This is a genomic window from Ramlibacter sp. MMS24-I3-19 (genome assembly GCF_050320135.1).
GTDB lineage: Bacteria > Pseudomonadota > Gammaproteobacteria > Burkholderiales > Burkholderiaceae_C > Ramlibacter.
Window position 1 is genome coordinate 434,718 of sequence record NZ_CP190017.1, and the last position, 19,893, is coordinate 454,610.

The 19,893-nt window shown below is 68.6% G+C and carries 21 protein-coding genes, 1 tRNA gene and 1 pseudogene; 10 read left to right on the top strand and 13 right to left on the bottom strand.

Features of this window, described 5'->3' with window-relative positions:
- Window positions 1-2: 2 nt before the first annotated feature.
- From ACPWT1_RS02160 to ACPWT1_RS02170, 3 genes are all read right to left on the bottom strand, one after another.
- Window positions 3-368 carry a response regulator transcription factor gene (locus ACPWT1_RS02160; RefSeq protein ID WP_427913787.1) on the bottom strand — a complete coding sequence of 122 codons (366 nt, stop codon included), beginning with the start codon at window positions 366-368 and terminating at the stop codon, window positions 3-5.
- Between the two features lie 17 nt (window positions 369-385).
- Entirely contained in the window at window positions 386-769 is a 384-nt protein-coding gene (locus ACPWT1_RS02165; RefSeq protein WP_427913788.1) for a response regulator, read from the bottom strand.
- Between the two features lie 75 nt (window positions 770-844).
- Window positions 845-997 carry a rubredoxin gene (locus ACPWT1_RS02170; protein WP_200786535.1) on the bottom strand — a complete coding sequence of 51 codons (153 nt, stop codon included), beginning with the start codon at window positions 995-997 and terminating at the stop codon, window positions 845-847.
- A gap of 113 nt (window positions 998-1,110) precedes the next feature.
- Here ACPWT1_RS02170 and thiD point away from each other — a divergent pair.
- Both thiD and hemL read left to right on the top strand, forming a co-directional pair.
- Window positions 1,111-2,051 (top strand): annotated as a pseudogene (gene thiD / locus ACPWT1_RS02175) (bifunctional hydroxymethylpyrimidine kinase/phosphomethylpyrimidine kinase).
- Window positions 2,035-3,354 carry a glutamate-1-semialdehyde 2,1-aminomutase gene (gene hemL / locus ACPWT1_RS02180; protein ID WP_427913789.1) on the top strand — a complete coding sequence of 440 codons (1,320 nt, stop codon included), beginning with the start codon at window positions 2,035-2,037 and terminating at the stop codon, window positions 3,352-3,354. The pseudogene thiD and the gene hemL overlap by 17 nt, the downstream one beginning before the upstream one ends.
- 120 nt (window positions 3,355-3,474) lie before the next feature.
- On the opposite strand, the gene purH is transcribed toward hemL, so the two are convergent.
- Genes purH through dusB form a run of 3 tightly spaced genes read right to left on the bottom strand, consistent with a single transcriptional unit; the run spans window position 3,475 to window position 6,356 of the window.
- Window positions 3,475-5,046 carry a bifunctional phosphoribosylaminoimidazolecarboxamide formyltransferase/IMP cyclohydrolase gene (gene purH, locus ACPWT1_RS02185; RefSeq protein ID WP_427913790.1) on the bottom strand — a complete coding sequence of 524 codons (1,572 nt, stop codon included), beginning with the start codon at window positions 5,044-5,046 and terminating at the stop codon, window positions 3,475-3,477.
- 33 nt (window positions 5,047-5,079) lie between these two features.
- Window positions 5,080-5,319 carry a Fis family transcriptional regulator gene (locus tag ACPWT1_RS02190; protein WP_427913791.1) on the bottom strand — a complete coding sequence of 80 codons (240 nt, stop codon included), beginning with the start codon at window positions 5,317-5,319 and terminating at the stop codon, window positions 5,080-5,082.
- Entirely contained in the window at window positions 5,316-6,356 is a 1,041-nt protein-coding gene (gene dusB, locus ACPWT1_RS02195; protein WP_427913792.1) for a tRNA dihydrouridine synthase DusB, read from the bottom strand. The genes ACPWT1_RS02190 and dusB overlap by 4 nt, the downstream gene beginning before the upstream one ends.
- 127 nt (window positions 6,357-6,483) lie before the next feature.
- Between dusB and ACPWT1_RS02200 the strand changes: the two genes are divergently transcribed.
- Entirely contained in the window at window positions 6,484-6,972 is a 489-nt protein-coding gene (locus ACPWT1_RS02200; protein WP_427913793.1) for a YqaA family protein, read from the top strand.
- Between the two features lie 10 nt (window positions 6,973-6,982).
- On the opposite strand, the gene ychF is transcribed toward ACPWT1_RS02200, so the two are convergent.
- Window positions 6,983-8,077 carry a redox-regulated ATPase YchF gene (ychF, locus tag ACPWT1_RS02205; RefSeq protein WP_427913794.1) on the bottom strand — a complete coding sequence of 365 codons (1,095 nt, stop codon included), beginning with the start codon at window positions 8,075-8,077 and terminating at the stop codon, window positions 6,983-6,985.
- A gap of 86 nt (window positions 8,078-8,163) precedes the next feature.
- On the bottom strand, window positions 8,164-9,024 hold the full coding sequence (locus tag ACPWT1_RS02210) for an MOSC domain-containing protein (RefSeq protein ID WP_427913795.1): 861 nt from the start codon (window positions 9,022-9,024) through the stop codon (window positions 8,164-8,166).
- Between the two features lie 79 nt (window positions 9,025-9,103).
- Between ACPWT1_RS02210 and ACPWT1_RS02215 the strand changes: the two genes are divergently transcribed.
- The 4 genes from ACPWT1_RS02215 to ACPWT1_RS02230 are packed head-to-tail and all read left to right on the top strand — an operon-like array spanning window position 9,104 to window position 13,781.
- Window positions 9,104-10,207 (top strand): FAD-dependent monooxygenase, encoded by a 1,104-nt coding sequence (locus tag ACPWT1_RS02215; protein WP_427913796.1) that lies wholly within the window; start codon window positions 9,104-9,106, stop codon window positions 10,205-10,207.
- Between the two features lie 28 nt (window positions 10,208-10,235).
- Window positions 10,236-10,955 carry a DsbC family protein gene (locus ACPWT1_RS02220; RefSeq protein ID WP_427913797.1) on the top strand — a complete coding sequence of 240 codons (720 nt, stop codon included), beginning with the start codon at window positions 10,236-10,238 and terminating at the stop codon, window positions 10,953-10,955.
- Window positions 10,956-10,986: 31 nt separating this feature from the next.
- Window positions 10,987-12,714 carry a M61 family metallopeptidase gene (locus tag ACPWT1_RS02225; RefSeq protein WP_427915631.1) on the top strand — a complete coding sequence of 576 codons (1,728 nt, stop codon included), beginning with the start codon at window positions 10,987-10,989 and terminating at the stop codon, window positions 12,712-12,714.
- Entirely contained in the window at window positions 12,693-13,781 is a 1,089-nt protein-coding gene (locus tag ACPWT1_RS02230) for a DUF3108 domain-containing protein (RefSeq protein ID WP_427913798.1), read from the top strand. Before ACPWT1_RS02225 ends, ACPWT1_RS02230 begins: the two co-directional genes overlap by 22 nt.
- Window positions 13,782-13,794: 13 nt before the next feature.
- Here the strand turns inward: ACPWT1_RS02230 and ACPWT1_RS02235 are convergent, their stop codons facing one another.
- The 4 genes from ACPWT1_RS02235 to ACPWT1_RS02250 all read right to left on the bottom strand — a co-directional run bounded on the left by ACPWT1_RS02235 (window position 13,795) and on the right by ACPWT1_RS02250 (window position 17,176).
- Window positions 13,795-14,553: a hypothetical protein gene (locus ACPWT1_RS02235; protein WP_427913799.1), complete on the bottom strand. Its 759-nt coding sequence runs from the start codon at window positions 14,551-14,553 to the stop codon at window positions 13,795-13,797.
- A gap of 84 nt (window positions 14,554-14,637) precedes the next feature.
- Window positions 14,638-15,936: a phenylacetate--CoA ligase PaaK gene (paaK, locus tag ACPWT1_RS02240; RefSeq protein WP_427913800.1), complete on the bottom strand. Its 1,299-nt coding sequence runs from the start codon at window positions 15,934-15,936 to the stop codon at window positions 14,638-14,640.
- Window positions 15,933-16,328: a hydroxyphenylacetyl-CoA thioesterase PaaI gene (gene paaI, locus ACPWT1_RS02245; RefSeq protein ID WP_427915632.1), complete on the bottom strand. Its 396-nt coding sequence runs from the start codon at window positions 16,326-16,328 to the stop codon at window positions 15,933-15,935. The genes paaK and paaI overlap by 4 nt, the downstream gene beginning before the upstream one ends.
- Before the next feature lie 44 nt (window positions 16,329-16,372).
- Window positions 16,373-17,176 carry an enoyl-CoA hydratase-related protein gene (locus ACPWT1_RS02250; protein WP_427913801.1) on the bottom strand — a complete coding sequence of 268 codons (804 nt, stop codon included), beginning with the start codon at window positions 17,174-17,176 and terminating at the stop codon, window positions 16,373-16,375.
- 103 nt (window positions 17,177-17,279) lie between these two features.
- Between ACPWT1_RS02250 and ACPWT1_RS02255 the strand changes: the two genes are divergently transcribed.
- The 3 genes from ACPWT1_RS02255 (at window position 17,280) to ACPWT1_RS02265 (ending at window position 18,654) form a co-directional block, all read left to right on the top strand.
- A complete protein-coding gene (locus ACPWT1_RS02255) occupies window positions 17,280-18,059 on the top strand; it encodes an enoyl-CoA hydratase (RefSeq protein ID WP_427913802.1) in 780 nt (259 codons plus the stop codon).
- A 22-nt stretch (window positions 18,060-18,081) separates the two neighbouring features.
- Window positions 18,082-18,158 (top strand) — tRNA-Met (locus tag ACPWT1_RS02260).
- 151 nt (window positions 18,159-18,309) lie between these two features.
- Window positions 18,310-18,654: a hypothetical protein gene (locus ACPWT1_RS02265; RefSeq protein WP_427913803.1), complete on the top strand. Its 345-nt coding sequence runs from the start codon at window positions 18,310-18,312 to the stop codon at window positions 18,652-18,654.
- 28 nt (window positions 18,655-18,682) lie between these two features.
- On the opposite strand, the gene ACPWT1_RS02270 is transcribed toward ACPWT1_RS02265, so the two are convergent.
- Window positions 18,683-19,843: a tetratricopeptide repeat protein gene (locus ACPWT1_RS02270; protein ID WP_427913804.1), complete on the bottom strand. Its 1,161-nt coding sequence runs from the start codon at window positions 19,841-19,843 to the stop codon at window positions 18,683-18,685.
- Window positions 19,844-19,893 lie beyond the last annotated feature (50 nt).

The window sequence follows — 19,893 nt, forward strand, 5'->3', positions numbered from 1 at the left end:
GGTCAGCCGAGGGCCTTGATCTTGGCCATCAGCTCGTCGGAGTCGACGGGCTTGGTGATGTAGTCGCGAGCGCCCTGGCGCATGCCCCAGACGCGATCGGTTTCCTGGTTCTTGCTCGTGCACATGATGATCGGCACGTCGGCATACAGCGGATCGCGGGTGATGGCGCGCGTGAGCTGGAACCCGTTCTGACCGGGCATGACCACGTCCATCAGGATCAGGTCGGGCTTCTCGTCGGCCAGGCGGCGGAATGCGTCCTCGGCGTTCTCCGCCGTCTTCACTGCAAAGCCATTCTTCTGCAGCAGGTCCGTCATGAACATCAGCTCGGTCTTGGAATCATCGACCACGAGCACCTTCTTGATCGCCATTGCGAAATCTCCTAGATCTATTGCGCGGAGGCACCGAACTGCTGCACCGTCTGCAGCAGCTGGTCCTTGGTGAATGGTTTGGTGAGGTAGTCCTCCGACCCCACCATGCGCCCACGCGCCTTGTCGAACACGCCGTCCTTGGAGGACAGCATCACCACCGGGACACCGGCGAACTTGGCATTGCGTTTGATGATGGCGCAGGTCTGGTAGCCGTCCAGACGCGGCATGAGGATGTCGCAGAAGATCAGGTTCGGCTGGTAGTCGTTGACCTTGGCCAGCGCATCGAATCCGTCCTCGGCCAGCATCACTTCATGGCCGCCCTGCTTCAGAAAGATTTCGGCGCTGCGGCGGATCGTGTTGCTGTCATCGATCACCAGCACCTTGAGCCCGGTCGTGCTCATGTGACGCTGCTCCTCATGTTCTTGTAACTGCCCGGGACCGCGTCGCCATCCGAAGATGAAACTTCGCTCCCCTCCTTAAATCTGCACCATCTCGAAGTCTTCCTTGCGTGCGCCGCACTCCGGGCAGGTCCAGTTCATGGGGACTTGTTCCCACGGCGTGCCGGGTGGAATGCCGTGGTCGGGTGCGCCGGCGGCTTCGTCGTAAATCCACCCGCAGATCAGACACATCCAGGTTTTCGCTTCAGTCACAGCTTAAGGGGCCTTCGAATAGAATGCAACGATTGTATCGATGGCACCTGCGGCGATTTCGCACAGTGCTGACGCCTGGATGATTCAGGCTCATGACCAACCCGATCCCCACCACACCCGCTCCCGAGTCCGAGGAGCCCGAGGACGACACCGGTCCCGCGTGCGTGATGGTGTTCAATGCGAGCGATCCCAGCGGGATCGGCGGACTGGCTGCCGACGTCACCGCGATCGCCTCCGTGGGCGCCCACGCACTGCCCGTCGTCACGGGCGCCTACGCCCGTGACACCGCGGAGGTAATGGACCATTTCTCCTTCGACGAGGAGGCCATCGCGGAGCAGGCGCGCTCGATCCTGGAGGACACGCCGGCGCAGGTCTTCAAGGTCGGATTCGTCGGCAGCCCGGAGGCGATCAGCACCGTCGCGGGCATCGCCGCCGACTACTCCGACGTGCCCGTCATCGCGTACATGCCCAACCTCTCGTGGTGGGACGAATCGCAGATCGACCTGTACCTGGATGCCTTCCGCGAGCTGATGCTGCCGCAGACGACCGTGTTGGTCGGCAACCACAGCACGCTCTGGCGCTGGCTGCTTCCGGACTGGAGCAGCGACCGCAGCCCCGGCGCGCGCGACATCGCCAAGGCCGCTTCCGAGATGGGCGTGGCCTACACGCTGGTCACCGGCATCCCCTGCCCCGACCAGTTCCTGGACAACGTGCTCGCCTCCCCCAGGCGGTGCTGGGCAGCGAGAAGTTCGAGCGCTTCGAGGCCGTGTTCTCCGGCGCCGGCGACACGCTGTCGGCCGCCCTCGCGGCGCTGGTGGCCAGCGGCAGCGACCTCGCCGCCGCGACCACCGAGGCGCTCGCCTACCTGGATCGCTGCCTCGACGCCGGCTTCCGCCCGGGCATGGGCAACGTCGTGCCCGACCGGCTGTTCTGGGCCCAGCCCGAGGGCGACGAGCCGGAGCAGGAACTGACGCAGGAGGAAGTCCACGCGCTCCAGGTACTGGACATGCCCGCCCATGACACAAAACACTGATTCCGGCCGCAACGCGGCCCTCTTCGAGCGCGCGCGCCGCATCATCCCCGGCGGCGTCAACTCGCCCGTGCGTGCCTTCCGCGCCGTCGGCGGCACGCCCCGCTTCGTGCAGCGGGCGCAAGGGCCGTATTTCTGGGACGCCGAAGGCCGGCGGTACATCGACTACATCGGCTCGTGGGGACCCATGATCCTGGGCCACGGCCATCCCGCGGTGGTCGAAGCGGTGCAACGCGCGGTGCGCGACGGCTTCTCGTTCGGCGCCCCCACGGAGCGCGAGATCGAACTGGCCGAAGCCATCGCCGCCGTCATGCCAGGCCTGGACATGGTCCGCCTCGTGAGCTCCGGCACCGAAGCCGCGATGAGCGCCATCCGGCTCGCGCGCGGCTTCACCGGCCGCAGCAAGCTGGTCAAGTTCGAGGGCTGCTACCACGGTCATGCCGACGCCCTGCTGGTCAAGGCCGGCTCGGGCCTGGCCACGTTCGGCAATCCCACCAGCGCCGGCGTGCCGCCCGAAGTGGTGCAGCACACGCTGGTCCTCGAATACAACAACGTGCAGCAGTTGGAGGAAGCCTTCGTGCTGCACGGACCGGACATCGCCTGCCTGATGATCGAGCCGATCGCGGGCAACATGAACTTCGTGCGCGCCGACACCGCGTTCATGCGCCGCTGCCGGGAGCTGTGCACGCAGCACGGGGCGCTGCTGGTGTTCGACGAGGTGATGACCGGCTTCCGCGTGGCGCTGGGCGGCGCGCAGGCGCTCTACGCGCAGCAGATCCCCGGCTTCCGTCCCGACCTCACCGTGCTGGGCAAGGTGATCGGCGGCGGCATGCCGCTGGCGGCGTTCGGCGGGCCGCGCGCGATCATGGAGCAGCTGGCCCCTCTCGGTCCGGTGTACCAGGCCGGCACGCTCTCGGGCAACCCGGTCGCGACGGCCTGCGGCCTCGCCACCTTGACCGAAGTGCGCAAGCCCGGCTTCTACGACGCCCTGGTCGCGAAGACGCGCGGCCTCATGGAAGGCCTGGCTGGCGCAGCTCGCCAGGCCGGCGTCGCCTTCAGCGCCGACAGCGAGGGCGGCATGTTCGGCTTCTTCCTGCTGCCCGAGTTGCCGCGCAACTACGGGCAGGTGATGAAGACGGACGGCGCCCGCTTCAACACGCTGTTCCATGGCCTGCTGGATCGCGGCGTGTACATCGCCCCGGCGCTGTACGAAGCCGGCTTCGTGTCGGCCGCGCATTCGGAGCAGGACATCGCGGAGACGGTGCAGGCGGCGCGGGAAGCGTTCGCCGGATCCACGCAGGCCTGAGGCCTGTCATTGCGGGCTTGACCCGCAATCCAGGACGGCGCCGGTCCACACGCCGTCGCTGGATGCCGGGTCGAGCCCGGCATGACACCCTTCCTTTCGGGGGCCGACGCCCTCCGGCGCTCAGTGCCGGAAGTGCCGAACCCCGGTGAACACCATCGCGATCCCGCGCTCGTCGGCCGCCGCGATGACTTCGGCGTCACGCATGCTGCCGCCCGGCTGCACCACGCAGGTGGCGCCGGCGTCGATCACCACGTCCAGCCCGTCACGGAACGGAAAGAACGCATCGCTGGCCACCACGGTGCCGGCCATCGACAGCTTCGCGTTCTCGGCCTTGATGCTGGCGATGCGCGCCGAGTCGATGCGGCTCATCTGCCCCGCCCCGACACCGATCGTCATGCCGTCCTTGCAGAACACGATCGCGTTGGACTTGACGTACTTGGCCACCTTCCACGCGAACAGCAGGTCCTGCAGCTGCGCCGGCGTCGGCTGCTTCTTCGTCACCACCTTCAGCTCGCCGGCCGTCATCTCGCGGTTGTCGGCGGTCTGCATCAGCAAACCCGATCCCACGCGCTTGACGTCCATCGCATTGCGCCCGTTGTCCCAGTCGGTGGCGCCGCCCGGCGGCAGCGCGATCTGCAGGACGCGCACGTTGGCTTTGGCCTTGAACACCTCCAGCGCCTCGGGCGCGAAGGCGGGCGCCATCAGCACCTCGACGAACTGCCTGGCCACGGCCTGGGCCGCAGCAGCGTCCACCGGACGGTTGAAGGCGATGATCCCGCCGAAGGCCGACGTCGGGTCGGTCTGGAAGGCCTTGGAATACGCCTCCAGCGGATCCTTGCCGATCGCCACCCCACAGGGGTTGGCGTGCTTGACGATCACGCAGGCGGGCGCGTCGAAGCTCTTGACGCATTCCCAGGCGGCGTCCGCATCGGCGATGTTGTTGTACGAGAGCTCCTTGCCCTGCAGCTGCTTCGCCGTGACCAGCGAACCGGGCGCCGGATACAGGTCGCGGTAGAACGCAGCCTGCTGGTGCGGGTTCTCGCCGTAGCGCAGGTCCTGCACCTTGCGGAACCGGCCGTTGGACTGGCCGCCGAACAGCGCGCGGGTGCCATCCTCCTGGATGCCCGAGAGGTAGTCGCTGATCGCGCCGTCGTAGTCGCTGATGCGGTTGAAGGCGGCCACGGACAACGCGAAGCGGGTCTTGTCCGAGAGCTTGCGGGCCGAACGCAGTTCTTCCAGCACGGGGCCGTACTGGGCCGCATCGGTGAGCACGCCCACGTCCTTCCAGTTCTTGGCCGCACTGCGCACCATCGCCGGGCCGCCGATGTCGATGTTCTCGATGGCGTCCTCCAGCGTGCAGCCAGGCCTGGCGACCGTGGCTTCGAACGGATAGAGGTTCACCACCAGCAGGTCGATGGTGTCGATGCCGTGCTGCTTCAGCGCCGCCACATGCTCCGGCAGGTCGCGCCGCGCCAGCAGGCCGCCATGCACCTTGGGATGCAGCGTCTTCACGCGCCCGTCCAGCATCTCCGGAAAGCCGGTGACCTCGGCCACCTCGGTGACGGGCAGTCCGTTGTCGGCCAGCAGCCTGGCCGTGCCTCCGGTGGAAATGAGCTTGATGCCGAGGCCATGCAGGCCACGGGCGAAGTCGAGGATCCCGGTCTTGTCCGAGACGGAAAGGAGTGCGTTCATTCGGAGAGGTTCAGTGCCGAGCGTGGAAAACGCTCAACCCTTCAGCAGTTTGTGTTCGAGCAGCTTCTTGCGCAGCGTGTTGCGGTTCAGGCCCAGCCACTCGGCGGCCCTGGACTGGTTCTGGTCGGCCTTGGCCATGACCACTTCGAGCAGCGGCTTCTCCACGACCTTGACCAGCATCTCGTACATGCTGTCCGGTTCGGTCCCCCGCAGGTCGCGGAAGTAGCCCTCCAGGCTGTTCCGCACGCACTCCTCGATCTGCTTCTTGCTCATGCGCCTTGTTCTTCGGTCTGTTCTTCCACCCTGCTCCCGACAGGCAGGCGGTCGCCGTGCGAGGCCGCCAATTCGTCGAAGTAGCCTCCCACCGCGCGCAGCTGCGCGGCCCCGTCCTCGATCGTGTTCATCTGCTCGCGGAACGCCTCGCCGCCGGGCAGCCCCCGCACGTACCAGCCGATGTGCTTGCGGGCGCTGCGCACGCCGGTGAATTCACCATACAGCGCGTAGTGGTCCTGCAGGTGATCCAGCAGCAGGCGACGCACCTCGCCCACCAGAGGCGGCGCGAGCGGCACGCCGGTGGCGAGTTCATGCACGATCTCGCGGAAGATCCACGGCCGCCCCTGCGCCGCGCGGCCGACCATCACGGCATCGGCGCCGGTGGCAGCCAGCACTGCACGCGCCTTGGCCGGTCCATCGATGTCGCCGTTGGCCACGACGGGCACGCGCACCGCGGCCTTCACCGCGGCGATGGTGTCGTACTCGGCCTGCCCCTTGTAGCCCTGCTCGCGCGTGCGGCCATGCACGGTGAGCATCCGGATGCCCGCATCCTCGAAGGCGCTTGCCAACCGCACGGCGTTGCGGTGCTGCGCGTCCCAGCCCGTGCGCATCTTCAGCGTGACCGGCACGCCGCGCGGCTCGCAGGTGGCGACCACCGCCGCAGCGATGGCGACCGCCAGCGGCTCGTCCTGCATCAGCGCCGAGCCCGCCCACTTGTTGCACACCTTCTTGGCCGGGCAACCCAGGTTGATGTCGATGATCTGCGCGCCGCGATCGGCGTTGTACGCAGCGGCCTCGGCCATCATGACCGCGTCCGTGCCGGCGATCTGCACCGCCACCGGTCCCGGTTCGCCGTCATGGTTGGCGCGGCGCGAGGTCTTGAGGCTGTTCCAGAGGTCCTTGCGCGAGGTGACCATCTCGCTCACCGCGTAGCCCGCGCCAAGCTGGCGGCACAGCTGGCGGAACGGCCGGTCCGTCACGCCGGCCATCGGCGCGACGAACACGTTGTTCGCCAGGATGTACGGGCCGATGCGCATGGGAAAGCCGGAGGATGCTGCTGAAAAATGAGGCACGATTGTATGCGGCGACCAGGCGGTCGCACGAAGCCAGAACGGGTTCGTGCCTACAGGTTCACACCTCTTGACTGCCGTAACATGCGCGCGCATGCAAGCCTGGCTCGACACCCTGCTCGCGGCCCTGGCGCTGCCCCAGTACGGCCTGTCGACGCTCTTCATCGTCTCGTTCGTGTCGGCCACGCTGCTGCCGCTCGGTTCCGAGCCGGCGCTGTTCGGCCTGGTCAAGCTCAATCCGCAGTTGCTGGGGCCTGCCGTGCTGGTCGCCACTGCGGGCAACACGCTCGGTGGCATGTTCGACTGGTGGCTCGGGTACGAGGCGCACCAGGTGGTGGACAAGTGGCGCCACTCGCGCACCCACGCCAAGGCGACCGACTGGCTGCGGCGACTCGGACCGAAGGCCTGCCTGCTGTCCTGGCTTCCCGTGGTGGGCGATCCCCTGTGCGCGGTTGCCGGCTGGCTGCGCCTGCCGTTCTGGCGCTGCGCGGGCTACATGGCGATCGGCAAGTTGCTGCGCTACGTCGTGATGACGATGGTGCTGCTGAAGATGTTCCCGGGTGGCATTCCCGGGTTCCACTAGCGCCGCTGGCTCAGACGTTGAACAGGAAGTTCATCACGTCGCCGTCCTTGACGACGTACTCCTTCCCTTCGCTGCGCATCTTCCCGGCGTCCTTGGCACCCTGCTCGCCCTTGAACTGGATGTAGTCGTCGAAGCCGATGGTCTGCGCGCGGATGAAGCCGCGCTCGAAGTCGGTGTGGATCACGCCGGCGGCCTGCGGCGCGGTGGCGCCGATGCGCACGGTCCAGGCCCGCACTTCCTTCTCGCCCGCGGTGAAGTACGTCTGCAGCCCGAGCAGCTTGAAGGCCGCGCGGATCAGGCGGTTCAGGTCCGGCTCCTGCTGGCCGATCTCGGCCAGGAACAGCTGCTTGTCCTCGTCGCTCATGTCGGCCATCTCGGCTTCCATCTTGGCGCAGATGGCCACCACCGGCGCGTTCTGCGCGGCGGCGTACTGCTGCAGGCGATCGAGCAGCGGGTTGTTCTCGAAGCCGCTCTCGTCGACGTTGGCCACGAACATCGCGGGCTTGGACGTGATCAGGAACAGCGGCTTGAGCAGCGCGCGTTCCTCGTCGGTGAAGGACAGCGTGCGCACCGGCTTGCCTTCGTTCAGCGTCGCCTGCACCTTGGTCAGCACCGCCACCAGCTTCGCGGCTTCCTTGTCGTTGCCGGACTTGGCGGCCTTGGTGTAGCGGGCCAGGCTCTTGTCCACCGTGCCCAGGTCCGCCAGGCACAGCTCGGTCTGGATCACCTCGATGTCGGAGACGGGATCGACCTTGCCGGCGACGTGGATGACGTTGGGATCCTCGAAGCACCGCACGACGTTCACGATGGCATCGGTCTCGCGGATGTGCGCGAGGAATTGGTTTCCCAGGCCCTCGCCCTTGCTCGCGCCGGCAACGAGGCCTGCGATGTCCACGAATTCGACGATCGCCGGGACGATGCGCTCGGGCTTCACGATGGAAGCCAGTTGCGCCAGCCGGGGATCGGGCAGTTCAACGATGCCGACGTTCGGCTCGATCGTGCAGAAGGGGTAGTTCTCGGCGGCGATTCCCGCCTTGGTCAGGGCATTGAACAGGGTCGACTTGCCCACGTTGGGCAGACCCACGATGCCGCACTTCAAGCTCATGGCAGTTCCAGACAGACAAGCGGGAAAGTGTATGCCAAGGTCCTGCCTGCGTCGGCGCGCTGCGCGGCCCGGCAGCGGGCTGACCGCTAGAAGTGCCAGCGACCGGTGACCGCCTGCCCGACGCGCAGCACCTGGTCCTCGCCTTCGCGCACGATGGCATTCATGCCGAAGGTGATCGCGCCCTCGAGACGCGGGTCGTGGCGGTAGGCCTGCAACGTGTCGATCACCACCGGGTCGGTGTCTGCCGTGGCCGGGTCGATGTTGGGGATCGGGCAGCGGGGACACGGCTTGACCAGTTGCAACCAGACCGGCTGCGTGGCGGCGATGTGCAGCTCGGCGATGCGGTCCTCGTCGTGCGCCTCGATGCCGGCCAGCACCAGGTTCGGCCGGAAGCGTTCAATGCCCACGGCAGCGCGACCTGCTGCGGCCAAGCGCGTATTCAGCCCCGCGAGGGACTCCTCGCTCAGCACCAGCAGCGGGAACCCGTCGCTGAACTGGTTGAGCGCTTCCACGCCGCCGGTCCATTGCAGGCTCGACAGCCGCCGATGCTCGGGATCGAACCGCACCAGGCGCAGCGCCACGCCGAGGAAATCGCTGAACCACTGCGCAGCGACCGCGCCCATGTCGTACGCCGGCACTTCGTCATCCCAGACGCGGACCCGCACCGGCTCCTCCACGGCGTCGATCGACAGGTGCAGCGCCAGCATGCCGGGCGCGCGCAGCACCACCTCGTGGTGCTTGATCTGCGTGCGCACGAGCGCCAGCCGCGGCAGCTCGCGCTGGGTGACGCCCTGCCCCTTCGCATCGACCACCATCCAGGCGCGATCGAGGTCCAGGCCGGTCTCGGTGAGCACGGCTTCAGTGAGCTCGACGCCCGCGCAGGACTTGACCGGATAGGCGAACAGCCGCGCGATGCGGGCCTGGAACTCGGGGGATGCGGAGGACATGGACGGGCGGGCGAACTCGACCGATGGATTGTGCCCTGCGCGCCCGGGCTGCCGCCGGGCAGCCGCCTAGAATCGGCGCATGGCCACTGTGCTGGACGTCTGCATCCGCGGCGCGGGAATCGTTGGCCGCTCGCTTGCCCTGTTGCTGGCTGCGGAACGCCTGCGCGTCGGGCTGGTCGACCTGCAGCCGGCGCCGGGCAGCGACGTTCGCGCGTACGCGCTGAATGCCGCATCGCGCCAGCTGCTCGAATCCGTGCGGGCCTGGCCCGACGAGGCCCACGCCACGCCCGTGCTGGGCATGGAAGTGCATGGCGACGAGGACGGCACCGTGCACTTCCACGCCGGCCAATCGCCGGCGCTGGCCTGGATCGTCGACGTGCCCGCGCTCGAGCAGCGGCTGGCCGAAGCCCTGCGCTTCCAGCCCTCGGTGACCACGCTGACGGCGCCCGCCGAGGCGGCGCTCACGATCGTGTGCGAAGGCCGTGCCAGCAGCACGCGGGCGGACTTCGGGGTCGAGTACGACATCCGCCCGTACGGGCAGCATGCCGTCGCCGCGCGGCTGCGCAGCGAACGGCCGCACGGCCACGTCGCGCGCCAGTGGTTCGCCAATGGCGAAGTGCTGGCACTGCTGCCCCTGGGCGGCCAGACCGCGGGCGAAGGCGCGCACGACGTGGCCCTGGTGTGGTCGGTGCAGCAGGAGCGCAGCGAGCGGCTGCTCCACTGCGACGCCCAGGAATTCGCAACCCTGGTCAGCGCGGCTTCGCAGCAGGCGCTCGGGAGCCTGCAGCTGGCAAGTGAGCGGGCCGCATGGCCGCTGCAACTGGCGCGCGCCGACCGCTGGACCGGGCCGGGCTGGGCCCTCGCCGGCGACGCCGCGCACACCGTGCATCCGCTCGCGGGCCAGGGCCTGAACCTCGGGCTGGCCGATGCGAGGACGCTGGCGCAGGTCCTGCACGAGCGTGAATACTGGCGCGGCGTGGGCGATCCGAAGCTGCTGCGCCGCTACGAGCGCGCACGCAAGGCCGACGTGCTGTCCACGGGCGCCGTCACCGACGGCCTGCAGCAGCTGTTCGCGCAGGACCATGCGGCGTGGACCGCTTTCCGCAACTGGGGCATGCGCGGCTTCGAAGCCGCCAGCCCGCTGAAATCCTGGGTGGTGCGGCAGGCCGCGGGCCGCCTCTGACCCTCTTTCTCTGATGACTGGAACGATGATGACGACGTTGAACACCCTGCTGCGCGGGCTGCTGGTGGCCGGGCTGCTGGCCACCACGGCCGCGGGCGCGCAGGAAGCCGCGATCCGCAAGAACCTCACCGAGCGGCTGCCGATGATGGGCACGATCGACGAGGTCACGAAGACCCCGATGGCCGGCGTGTTCGAAGTGCGTGTGGGCAGCGACCTGTACTACACCGACGCCGAAGGCAACTACCTGATCCACGGGCAGATGATCGACGCCAAGGCCAAGCGCAACCTCACCGAGGAGCGCACCGCCAAGCTCACCGCGATCGAGTTCGACAAGCTGCCGTTCAAGGACGCCTTCACCATCGTGCGCGGCAACGGCAAGCGCCGCGTGGCCCTGTTCGAGGATCCCAACTGCGGCTACTGCAAGCGCTTCGAGCGCGACCTGCAGAAGGTGGACAACGTCACCATCCACGTGTTCCTGTACCCGATCCTCGGCCCGGATTCCACCGAGAAGTCGAAGGCGATCTGGTGCGCCAAGGACAAGGCGCGCACCTGGCAGGACTGGATGGTGCGCGAGCAGCCGCTGCCCGCCGCACAGGGCTGCGATGTCTCCGTGCTGGCCCGCAACGTCGAGATGGGCCGCCGCTACCAGGTCACGGGCACGCCCACGCTGGTGTTCACCGACGGCCGCCGGATCCCGGGCGCCATCAGCACGGCGGACGTCGAGAAGCTGCTGGCCGAAGCCAAGTGAGCCCGCGCGCGAACGCGTCCCGGCGCACCGGCTGCACTACCGCATCGAAGCGGCCGATCTCCACGCGCACCTGTACCAGGTCACGCTCACCATCGAGCAGCCGCAGGCCGGGCAGCGCGTCTCGCTGCCGGTGTGGATCCCGGGCAGCTACCTGGTGCGCGAGTTCGCCAAGAACCTGCAGCGGCTGGTGGCGCGCCAGGACGGCCGGCTGGTGCCGCTGGTGCAACTGGACAAGTGCACCTGGCAGGCCGATTGCGTGCCCAGCAGCCCCCTCGTGCTCGCCTACGAGGTGTATGCGATGGACAACTCCGTGCGCACCGCCTGGCTCGACGCGTCGCGCGGCTTCTTCAACGGCACCAGCCTGTGCCTGCGCGTGCATGGCCAGGAAGGACAGCCGCACCAGCTGGAACTGGTGGCGCCGCGTCCGGGCTGGGAGGCGGCCACCGGGCTCGCGCCGCTGCGCGTGGGCAAGCGCGGCTTCGGGCTGTACCAGGCGGATGGCTACGACGAGCTGGTCGACTGCCCGGTGGAGATGGGCAACTTCTGGAGCGCCGACTTCAAGGCCTGCGGCGTGCCGCATCGGCTCGTGGTGGCGGGCGCCGCGGAGTCGTTCGACGGCAACCGGCTACTCGGCGACGTGCAGAAGATCTGCGAGACCGAGATCCGCTTCTGGCACGACCGCAAGAAGCCGCCGTTCAAGAGCTACGTCTTCATGCTCAATGCGGTGGACGATGGCTACGGCGACCTGGAGCACCGCAATTCCACGGCCCTGATCGCATCGCGTCGCGACCTGCCGCGGCTGGGCGAGGCGCGCACCAGCGACGGCTACACCACGCTGCTCGGATTGATCAGCCACGAGTACTTCCACACCTGGAACGTCAAGCAGCTGCGGCCGGCCGAGTTCGCGCAGTACGACTACACGCGGGAGAACTACACCCAGCTGCTGTGGTTCTTCGAGGGCTTCACCAGCTACTACGACGACCTGCTGCTGCGCCGCGCCGGACTGATCGACGACGCCACGTACGTGCGCCTGGTCAACAAGACCATCAACCAGGTGCTGCAGACGCCCGGGCGCGAGGTGCAGCCGGTGGCCAATGCCAGCTTCGACGCCTGGGTCAAGTACTACCGGCAGGACGAGAACACGCCCAATGCGACGGTGAGCTACTACACCAAGGGCGCGCTGGTGGCGCTGTGCTTCGACCTCACGCTGCGCGCCGAGGGCCGCACCACACTGGACGACGTGATGCGGGCCCTGTGGCAGCGCTGCAAGGCGGGACCGATGACCGAGGCCGATTTCGCCGGCGTGCTGCGCGAACTCGGCGGCCGCAGCTTCGCGCGCGAGATCGCGGCCTGGGTGCATGGCACGCGCGAACTGCCGCTGGCGGACCTGCTGCAGAAGCAGGGCATCTTCGCCCTCGACGAGCCGGCGCAGCTGCAGCAGCGGCTGGGCATCCGCAGCGAGGAATCCGGCGGCGCGGTGCGGCTGAAGACCGTGCTGCGTGGCGGCGCGGCCGAACAGGCCGGCATGGCCGCGAACGACGAGTGGATCGGCATCGAGGTGGCGGGCGATGCCTGGCGCCTCACCAAGCTAGACGACCTGCCGCTCTATGCGGGCACGCACCGCCGCGTCATCGCGCTGGTCGCGCGCGACCGGCGGCTGCTGCGGCTCGAGCTGCACCTGCCGGCGGCTGCCACCACCTGGCGGCTGGTGCTGCGCGACACCGCGCGGGCGCAGCCATGGCTGGCCCCGAACGCCTGAGCCCGCGCACCCGGCGCGGACTGCTTGCGCTGGTGGCCGTGGTCATCACCGGCCACCTGGCCGTGCTGCACTGGGCCTCGGGGCTGCGCATCGCGACGGGCACGCTGAAGACGATGAAGCCGCCGATGTACACGCGCGTGCTCACGCCGAAGGAACCGGTGCAGGTGCAAGCGCCCGTCGCGGTGGTGCCGCCCAAGCCCCGGCCCCGGCCCGCGGCTCGCATCGCGAAGAAGCCTTCGACACCGCCCGCCCCGGCGCCCGGTGTGGCGCAAGAAACACCGGCCGCCGAACCGCCGCAGCCAGCTGCAAGCGACGCGGTCGCCGCGGTCGCACCCGAAGCAGCGGCCTCGGCGGCGCAGCCGGCCGCCTCAGAGCCCGCGCAGGCGGCCAGCAGCGCCGCCTCGGCACCGGTGACGGCCAGCGCGGGCGACAGCTGGCCCGCAGATACGCGGCTGCGCTATGCCCTGAGCGGCTCCTTCCGTGGCGGGCCTCTGTACGGCAGCGGGCGCGTGCTGTGGCAGCGGCAGGACACGCGCTACCAGGCGCGCGTGGAGGTCGAGATCACGCCGTTCGCCAGCTTCTCGATGACCAGCCAGGGCGTGGTCGACGCGACCACGCTGCTGCCGTCGGCCTACGAGGAGATGCGCAACGGCAAGCCGCGGCTGCTGCGCATCGGCGAACGCGAGGTGACGCTGGACAACGCGAAGGTCGTGCCGCGTCCTGACGGCGTGCAGGACACCGCCAGCCAGTTCGTCGAGCTGAGCCACCGGTTCGCCACCGGCCGCGAGCGGCTCGAGGTGGGACGCAGCGTCACGTTCTGGATGGCACGCCCGGGCGCGATCGACGTGTGGACCTACGACATCGTCGAGCGCGAGGTGCTCGCCACGAAACTCGGGGCGGTGGAGGCGTTCCACCTGCGCCCCAGGCCGCTGGCCAGCCCGCACGGCAACATCTACATGGACATGTGGTTCGCGCCCACGCTGCAGTACCTGCCGGTGCGGGTGCGGGTGTCGATGGGGGACGAGGCCGTGGTCGACCTGCTGGTCGAAGGCATCGACCAGCGCTGATCCCCCGGCGGCCTCAGGCCTTGCCGCGGGCCAGCGCGTAGGCGGCGTCCAGCCGCGCGAGCAGCGGCCGGTTCAACTCGCGCGTGTGGCGGTTCCAGCGCCCGCTGGCGCGCTGCACCTCCTGCTGCAGGCGCGCCGCCAACTCGCGGTCACCGCAGGCCAGGGCCCAGATCAGGTACTCCGCCTTGGCTTCGAACGATCCGAAACGCTGCACCGCCGATTCGTATTCGGCGCGGGCCTCGGGCATGCGTCCAGCCCCTGCCAGCGATTCCGCCAGCAGCAGGCTCACGCGCTCGGCGCGCCACTCGGCGTCCTGCGCGCGGATGGACTGCAGGTGCCCCACGGCGGCGTGCGGCTGGTCGGCGGCCAGCAAGGCCTGCGCGGCGCCAAGGCGGATCTCGGGATCGCTGACGAACGGGCCTTTCAGGCAGACCTGGTACTCCCGCACCGCCTCCTCGGCCTGGCCGGCGTCGAGCAGCGCCGCAGCGAGCCGCATCTGGTTCTGCGCTGTCGGCGTCTCTTCCAGCGCGGCGCGCGCCTCGCGCAATTCACGTCCGGGGTCGAGCGCACGGGCGGCCCGCGCGACCGCCTTGCGCGCGCCGCGTTCCAGGAGGGAATCGGGCAGGTACACCACCAGGAAGTAGACGATGCTGCCCAGCATCGGAAAGCTGAACAGGATGATGAGCCAGTACATGTTCTGGCCCGAACGCATCGCGTGCACCGCGAAGAACAGGGCCACCACCAGGTGCAGCCCCAGACCGACGAAAGGCATGGTTCCTCCTCGTTGTCGAACACGCGGGCTCCCTGCCCGCGTCCCCCGTGAGGGCGGTCCGCGCTTCGAGGCGCTGCCGCCCTTCTACTTGCCGCGCTGGTCCAGCACCCGCTTCGCCTTGCCCAGGCTGCGTTCGATGCCGTTGGCCGCGCGCAGGTCGATTCTGGCGGTGGTGCCGATGTATGTCTTGATCTCGTGCGCCAGCCGCTCGGCCGCGCCCCGCGCTTCGTCGCTCTCGTGCGACAGTCCCTGGCGCGCTTCGACCGCCACGGTGAGGCAGTCGAGCGGCCCCTCGCGCGTGAGGATGCACAGGTAGTGCGGGGCGAGTTCGACACGCTTGCAGATCAACTCCTCGATCTGCGTCGGGAACACGTTGACGCCGCGCACGATCATCATGTCGTCGCTGCGGCCGGTGATCTTCTCCATGCGGCGCATCGTGCGCGCCGTGCCTGGCAAGAGGCGCGTGAGGTCACGCGTGCGATAGCGCACGATGGGCAGCGCCTCCTTGGTGAGACTGGTGAACACCAGTTCGCCGAGCTCGCCGTCGGGCAGCACTCGGCCGGTCTCGGGGTCGATGATCTCGGGATAGAAGTGGTCTTCCCAGATCGTCGGGCCGTCCTTGGTCTCGACGCATTCGTTGGCGACGCCAGGCCCCATCACTTCCGACAGGCCGTAGATATCGACCGCGTCGATGCCCATGCGCCGTTCGATCGCGGCGCGCATGTCGTTGGTCCAGGGCTCGGCACCAAAGATGCCCAGGCGCAGGCTGCTCTCGCGCGGATCCAGCCCCTGGCGCTCGAATTCGTCGGCAATCGCCAGCATGTAGCTTGGCGTGACCATGATGATGTCCGGCCGGAAGTCGGTGATCAGCTGGACCTGGCGCTCGGTTTGGCCACCGCCGAACGGCACGACGGTTAGTCCGAGCTTTTCGGCACCGTAGTGCGCACCCAGCCCGCCCGTGAAGAGGCCATAGCCGTAGCTCACGTGCACCATGTCGCCGGGCTTCGCGCCGCTGGCGCGAATGCTGCGCGCCATCACCTGTGACCAGATGTCGATGTCGCCGCGCGTGTAGCCCACCACCGTCGGCTTGCCCGTCGTGCCGCTGGAGGCATGGATGCGGACGCACTGCTCGCGCGGCACGGCGAACATGCCGAACGGGTAGCCCTCGCGCAGGTCCGCCTTGCTGGTGAACGGGAACCGCGACAGGTCGGACAGTTCGCGGCAGTCGGAGGGATGCACGCCGGCCGCATCGAACTTGGCGCGGTAGGCCGGCGAGTTGGCATACGCGTGGGACAGCGTCGCGCGCAGGCGCTTCAACTGAAGCGCGCGCAGTTCGTCGAGGCTGGCCTTCTCGATCGGCTCGAGGGGAAAGCGGTCCATCATGGCTCCTGGGGAATCACGTGGCCCTGCACCTGCGCGCTCTTGCCGCGGAACATGGCCACGATCTCGCCGCGCTGGTTGGTCACCTTCATGTCATAGATGCCGTGCCGCCCCTGCAGCGCCTGCTCGATACCCTCGCAGGTGAGCACGTCGCCCAGGTGGCCGGGCTTGAGGAACTCGATGCTGCAGCCCGCCGCCACCGTCACCTTGTTGTGGCTGTTGCAGGCGAACGCGAACGTCGAGTCGGCCAGCGTGAAGATGAAGCCGCCATGGCAGATGCGGTGGCCGTTCAGGTGGCGCTCGTCCAGCACCATGCGCATCACCGCGCGGCCCGGCGTGCAGGCGACCAACTCCATGCCCATGGTCTCGCGCGAGGCGCGATCGCTGGCGAACATGGCCTCGCCCACGCGGGCGGCAAGTTGCTCGGGCGTGCTCACGCCTACTCGCCCCTGAACTGCGGCGCGCGCTTCTGCAGGAACGCGCTGACACCCTCGATGTAGTCGTGCGTGCGGCCCAGCGCCGATTGCGTGTCGCGCTCCAGGTCGAGCTGCTTGTCGAGGTCGTTGGACGCCGCTGCGCGCATCACCTGCCGGGTGGCGACGAGCGCCCTGGTCGGCAGTGCGGCGAGCCGCTCCGCCACGGACAGTGCTGCCTGCACGCAGTCCTGTCCTTGCGGCGCCACGTCCCAGATCAGGCCGGCTTCCTTCGCCTCCTGCGCCGACATCTTGTCGCCCAGCATCGCGCATCCCATGGCCCGTGCAAGGCCGAGCTTCCTGACGAGGAACCAGGTGCCGCCCGCATCCGGAATCAGGCCGATCCTGCTGAACGCCTGGATGAAGCTGGCCTCGGGCGCGGCGATGGCGATGTCGCAGGCCATCGCGAACGACGCACCGGCCCCGGCGGCGACGCCGTTGACGGCGGCGACGGTGGGCACGCGCAGCGCCATCAACTTGCGCACGCTGGGATTGAAGGCCTTGTCGATCACCGGGCCGGGATCGGCACGTTCGACGAGGTTCGGCCCCGGCGCGAAATCGAATTCGCCGAGGTCCGCGCCGGCACAGAAGCCGCGGCCTGCTCCAGTGATGACAGCAGCATGCAGATTGCGATCGGCCTCGATGCGGTCCAGCGCGGACCAGAGGTCCTGGTGCATCGCGCGCGTGAAGCTGTTGAGGGCCTTGGGCCGGTTGAGCGTGACGATCGCGACGGCGCCGCGCGTCTCGAACAGGACGGTGGATTCGCTCATGGCGTGTGTCTCCTGGCGGGCGACTCTAGCAGCGGCACCTGCCGCGCCGGAGCATGGTTTCCCTCGGACGCTTGGGTATAGTCGGCGCGACCCAGGAGACACCATGGCCTACGAGACCCTGCAGGTGCGCACCGAAGCCGGCCAGGTCGGCATCGTCACGCTGCACCGGCCCAAGCAACTCAACGCGCTGAACGACCAGCTCATGGACGAGCTGGGCGCTGCACTCAAGGCGTTCGACGCCGACGACGCGATCGGCTGCATCGTGGTCACCGGCAGCGAGAAGGCATTCGCCGCCGGCGCCGACATCTCGGCCATGGCGAAGTACGAGTTCGCGGACGTCTACGGCCGCGACTTCATCAGCCGCAACTGGGAAGCCATCCGCTCGATCCGCAAGCCCGTGATCGCGGCGGTGAGCGGCTTCGCGCTGGGTGGTGGCTGCGAGCTGGCCATGATGTGCGACTTCATCATCGCGGCCGAGAACGCGAAGTTCGGCCAGCCCGAGATCAAGATCGGCATCATTCCCGGGGCCGGCGGCACACAGCGGTTGCCGCGTGCCGTGGGCAAGTCCAAGGCGATGGACATGGTGCTCACCTCGCGCATGATGGACGCGCAGGAGGCCGAGCGCGCCGGGCTGGTCAGCCGCGTAGTGCCGCTCGACAAGCTCATGGAGGAAACGCTGGGCGCCGCGCTGGCGATCTGCCAGATGCCGAGGCTGGCGGCGATGGCCGCGAAGGAGTCGGTGAACCGTGCGTTCGAAGGGGCCCTGTCGGACGGCGTGCAGTTCGAGCGCCGGCTCTTCCATGCGATGTTCGCGACCGCGGACCAGAAAGAAGGCATGGACGCGTTCCTCGCCAAACGGACCCCGGCTTTCGGCCATCGATGACCGGCTATAATCTCGCCCTCTTGGCGCTTTAGCTCAGTCGGTTAGAGCGATGGAATCATAATCCACAGGTCCGCGGTTCGAATCCGTGAAGCGCCACCAACACTGAAGAGGGTCAGCGGTCTTGCCGCTGACCCTCTTTCCTTTTTCGCGGCCTTGCTTGCCCTACGCAGGAAGCCGACGCATTCCGACAGCCGAGCGCACCCCGGAGCGATCAGATCGAGCGATCGACGAACTTCACGGGAGTACGCACATGAAACACACCCTGATCGCCCTCGCCTGCACGCTCGCCGTCGCCGGCGGCACCGCCTTCGCCCAGGACCGCTCGTCCACGGATTCGACCCACGAGTCGGTTGGCCAGAAGACCAAGGACGCGGCCCACCGGGCCGGCGACAAGACGCGCCACATGGTTCACAAGGGCGAACACAAGATGAGCAAGGCCAGGTCGCACCACGACCGCAACACCGCGCAGGCCGCGGACAGCCGGGCCATGGGTGCCTCGAGCTCCCCGTCCTCGTCGGACAGCGATCGCCAGGCACGCATGGACCAGGCCTACGAAGACTACAAGTCGGGCCGCGGCGCCAGCCAGACCCGCTGACCTGTCACGCGCCGCAATCCCGTCTCACTCAGGGCGTGGCGGTGAGCTTGCGGCGCAGCTTGCCCGCCAGGGCCGAGCCTGACTGCAGCGCTTCCAGCTGCGCCAGTTGCTCTCGCGCGCGGCCAGCCTGGCCCATGCGCCAGTAGGCCAGGGCCAGCCAGCCATGCACCTCGGTGAAGCCGGCGGTGAGTTCCTGCGCGTGCTCGAGGTCGGCCACCGCCTGCCGGTCACGGCCTTCGTTGAGCGCGGCCACCCCGCGCGAGATCCAGTGGTACGGGTCGCCCTCCTGCGCTGCACGCAGCTGCTCGGCCACGACTTCGGCCTCGGCCGTGCGCTGCTGGGTCAGCAGCAGCTGGTGCAAGGCGGCGAGTGCGACGTCGGGCTGGTCGCCGAGGGCCACGGCACGGCGCAGCAGCCGCTCTGCCTCGGCCGCCATTCCACGCTGCTGCAACAGCAGCGCCAGGTTGCCGTGCGCGGCGCCATACAGCGGGTCGGCCGTGATCGCGGCGCGGTACAAGCCGTAGGCTCGCTGCGAGTCCCCTGCCGCCAGCGCCTGGCTGCCCAGGTTGTTGTAGTAGCGCGCGAGCACCGCGGCCTCGCTCAGCGGCGTGCCGCGTTCTCCGCCCGTGAGCAACGGCTCGAAGTCGATGACCGCCGTCTGCATCTGCAGCACGTCCTCGATCGGGTTGCGGCTGCGCAGGCGCACGACCACGTTGACGTGGCGGTTCACGAAGTCGATGCCGGAACGGCGCTCGTACACGGCGGGCACGCGCACCTCCTGCATCTGTGCATCGAGCCCCAGCGCACGCGCCGCGGCGTAGGTGAGGATCGTCAAGGACAGGCAGTCGCCGCGGCGCCGGGCCCACGTCTGCGCCGCTGGTGTTGACTGGTCCGATCCATAGCCGAAGCGCTTGCGGTCGGCGCCGAAGACGGCGTCGATCAGCGCGTTGAGGCGCTGGCCGCTGGACAGCGCGCGCAACTCGGGCTGCTGCAGCATCTCGCGCAGGTCCGGCGGCAACGCGAACAGGGTCTGGGCCTCCACCTGCGGCAACTCGCGCAGGCCGAATGCGGCGTCCGCGCGAGCCAGGACGTCGGGCACGGGCTCGGCAGGCGGTCGGGTCGCACAACCTGCCAGTGCAGCGACCAGCAACGAGACGGCAAGCAGCGGGACCAGGTGGCGAGTGGACATGTCGGACCCCTTGGCACCGTTCTAGTCGGCGGGCCGAGGCCCGTCAATGC

Coding starts and splice junctions, on each gene's coding strand:
- paaI (WP_427915632.1), bottom strand. CDS start 16,328: ATGTTCGCCAGCGATCGCGCCTCGCGCGAGACCATGGGCATGGAGTTG.
- hemL (WP_427913789.1), top strand. CDS start 2,035: ATGACACAAAACACTGATTCCGGCCGCAACGCGGCCCTCTTCGAGCGC.
- ACPWT1_RS02160 (WP_427913787.1), bottom strand. CDS start 368: ATGGCGATCAAGAAGGTGCTCGTGGTCGATGATTCCAAGACCGAGCTG.
- ACPWT1_RS02210 (WP_427913795.1), bottom strand. CDS start 9,024: ATGTCCTCCGCATCCCCCGAGTTCCAGGCCCGCATCGCGCGGCTGTTC.
- ychF (WP_427913794.1), bottom strand. CDS start 8,077: ATGAGCTTGAAGTGCGGCATCGTGGGTCTGCCCAACGTGGGCAAGTCG.
- ACPWT1_RS02230 (WP_427913798.1), top strand. CDS start 12,693: ATGGCTGGCCCCGAACGCCTGAGCCCGCGCACCCGGCGCGGACTGCTT.
- purH (WP_427913790.1), bottom strand. CDS start 5,046: ATGAACGCACTCCTTTCCGTCTCGGACAAGACCGGGATCCTCGACTTC.
- ACPWT1_RS02215 (WP_427913796.1), top strand. CDS start 9,104: ATGGCCACTGTGCTGGACGTCTGCATCCGCGGCGCGGGAATCGTTGGC.
- ACPWT1_RS02165 (WP_427913788.1), bottom strand. CDS start 769: ATGAGCACGACCGGGCTCAAGGTGCTGGTGATCGATGACAGCAACACG.
- ACPWT1_RS02270 (WP_427913804.1), bottom strand. CDS start 19,843: ATGTCCACTCGCCACCTGGTCCCGCTGCTTGCCGTCTCGTTGCTGGTC.
- ACPWT1_RS02220 (WP_427913797.1), top strand. CDS start 10,236: ATGACGACGTTGAACACCCTGCTGCGCGGGCTGCTGGTGGCCGGGCTG.
- paaK (WP_427913800.1), bottom strand. CDS start 15,936: ATGATGGACCGCTTTCCCCTCGAGCCGATCGAGAAGGCCAGCCTCGAC.
- ACPWT1_RS02170 (WP_200786535.1), bottom strand. CDS start 997: ATGTGTCTGATCTGCGGGTGGATTTACGACGAAGCCGCCGGCGCACCC.
- ACPWT1_RS02265 (WP_427913803.1), top strand. CDS start 18,310: ATGAAACACACCCTGATCGCCCTCGCCTGCACGCTCGCCGTCGCCGGC.
- ACPWT1_RS02200 (WP_427913793.1), top strand. CDS start 6,484: ATGCAAGCCTGGCTCGACACCCTGCTCGCGGCCCTGGCGCTGCCCCAG.
- ACPWT1_RS02235 (WP_427913799.1), bottom strand. CDS start 14,553: ATGCCTTTCGTCGGTCTGGGGCTGCACCTGGTGGTGGCCCTGTTCTTC.
- ACPWT1_RS02255 (WP_427913802.1), top strand. CDS start 17,280: ATGGCCTACGAGACCCTGCAGGTGCGCACCGAAGCCGGCCAGGTCGGC.
- ACPWT1_RS02250 (WP_427913801.1), bottom strand. CDS start 17,176: ATGAGCGAATCCACCGTCCTGTTCGAGACGCGCGGCGCCGTCGCGATC.
- ACPWT1_RS02190 (WP_427913791.1), bottom strand. CDS start 5,319: ATGAGCAAGAAGCAGATCGAGGAGTGCGTGCGGAACAGCCTGGAGGGC.
- dusB (WP_427913792.1), bottom strand. CDS start 6,356: ATGCGCATCGGCCCGTACATCCTGGCGAACAACGTGTTCGTCGCGCCG.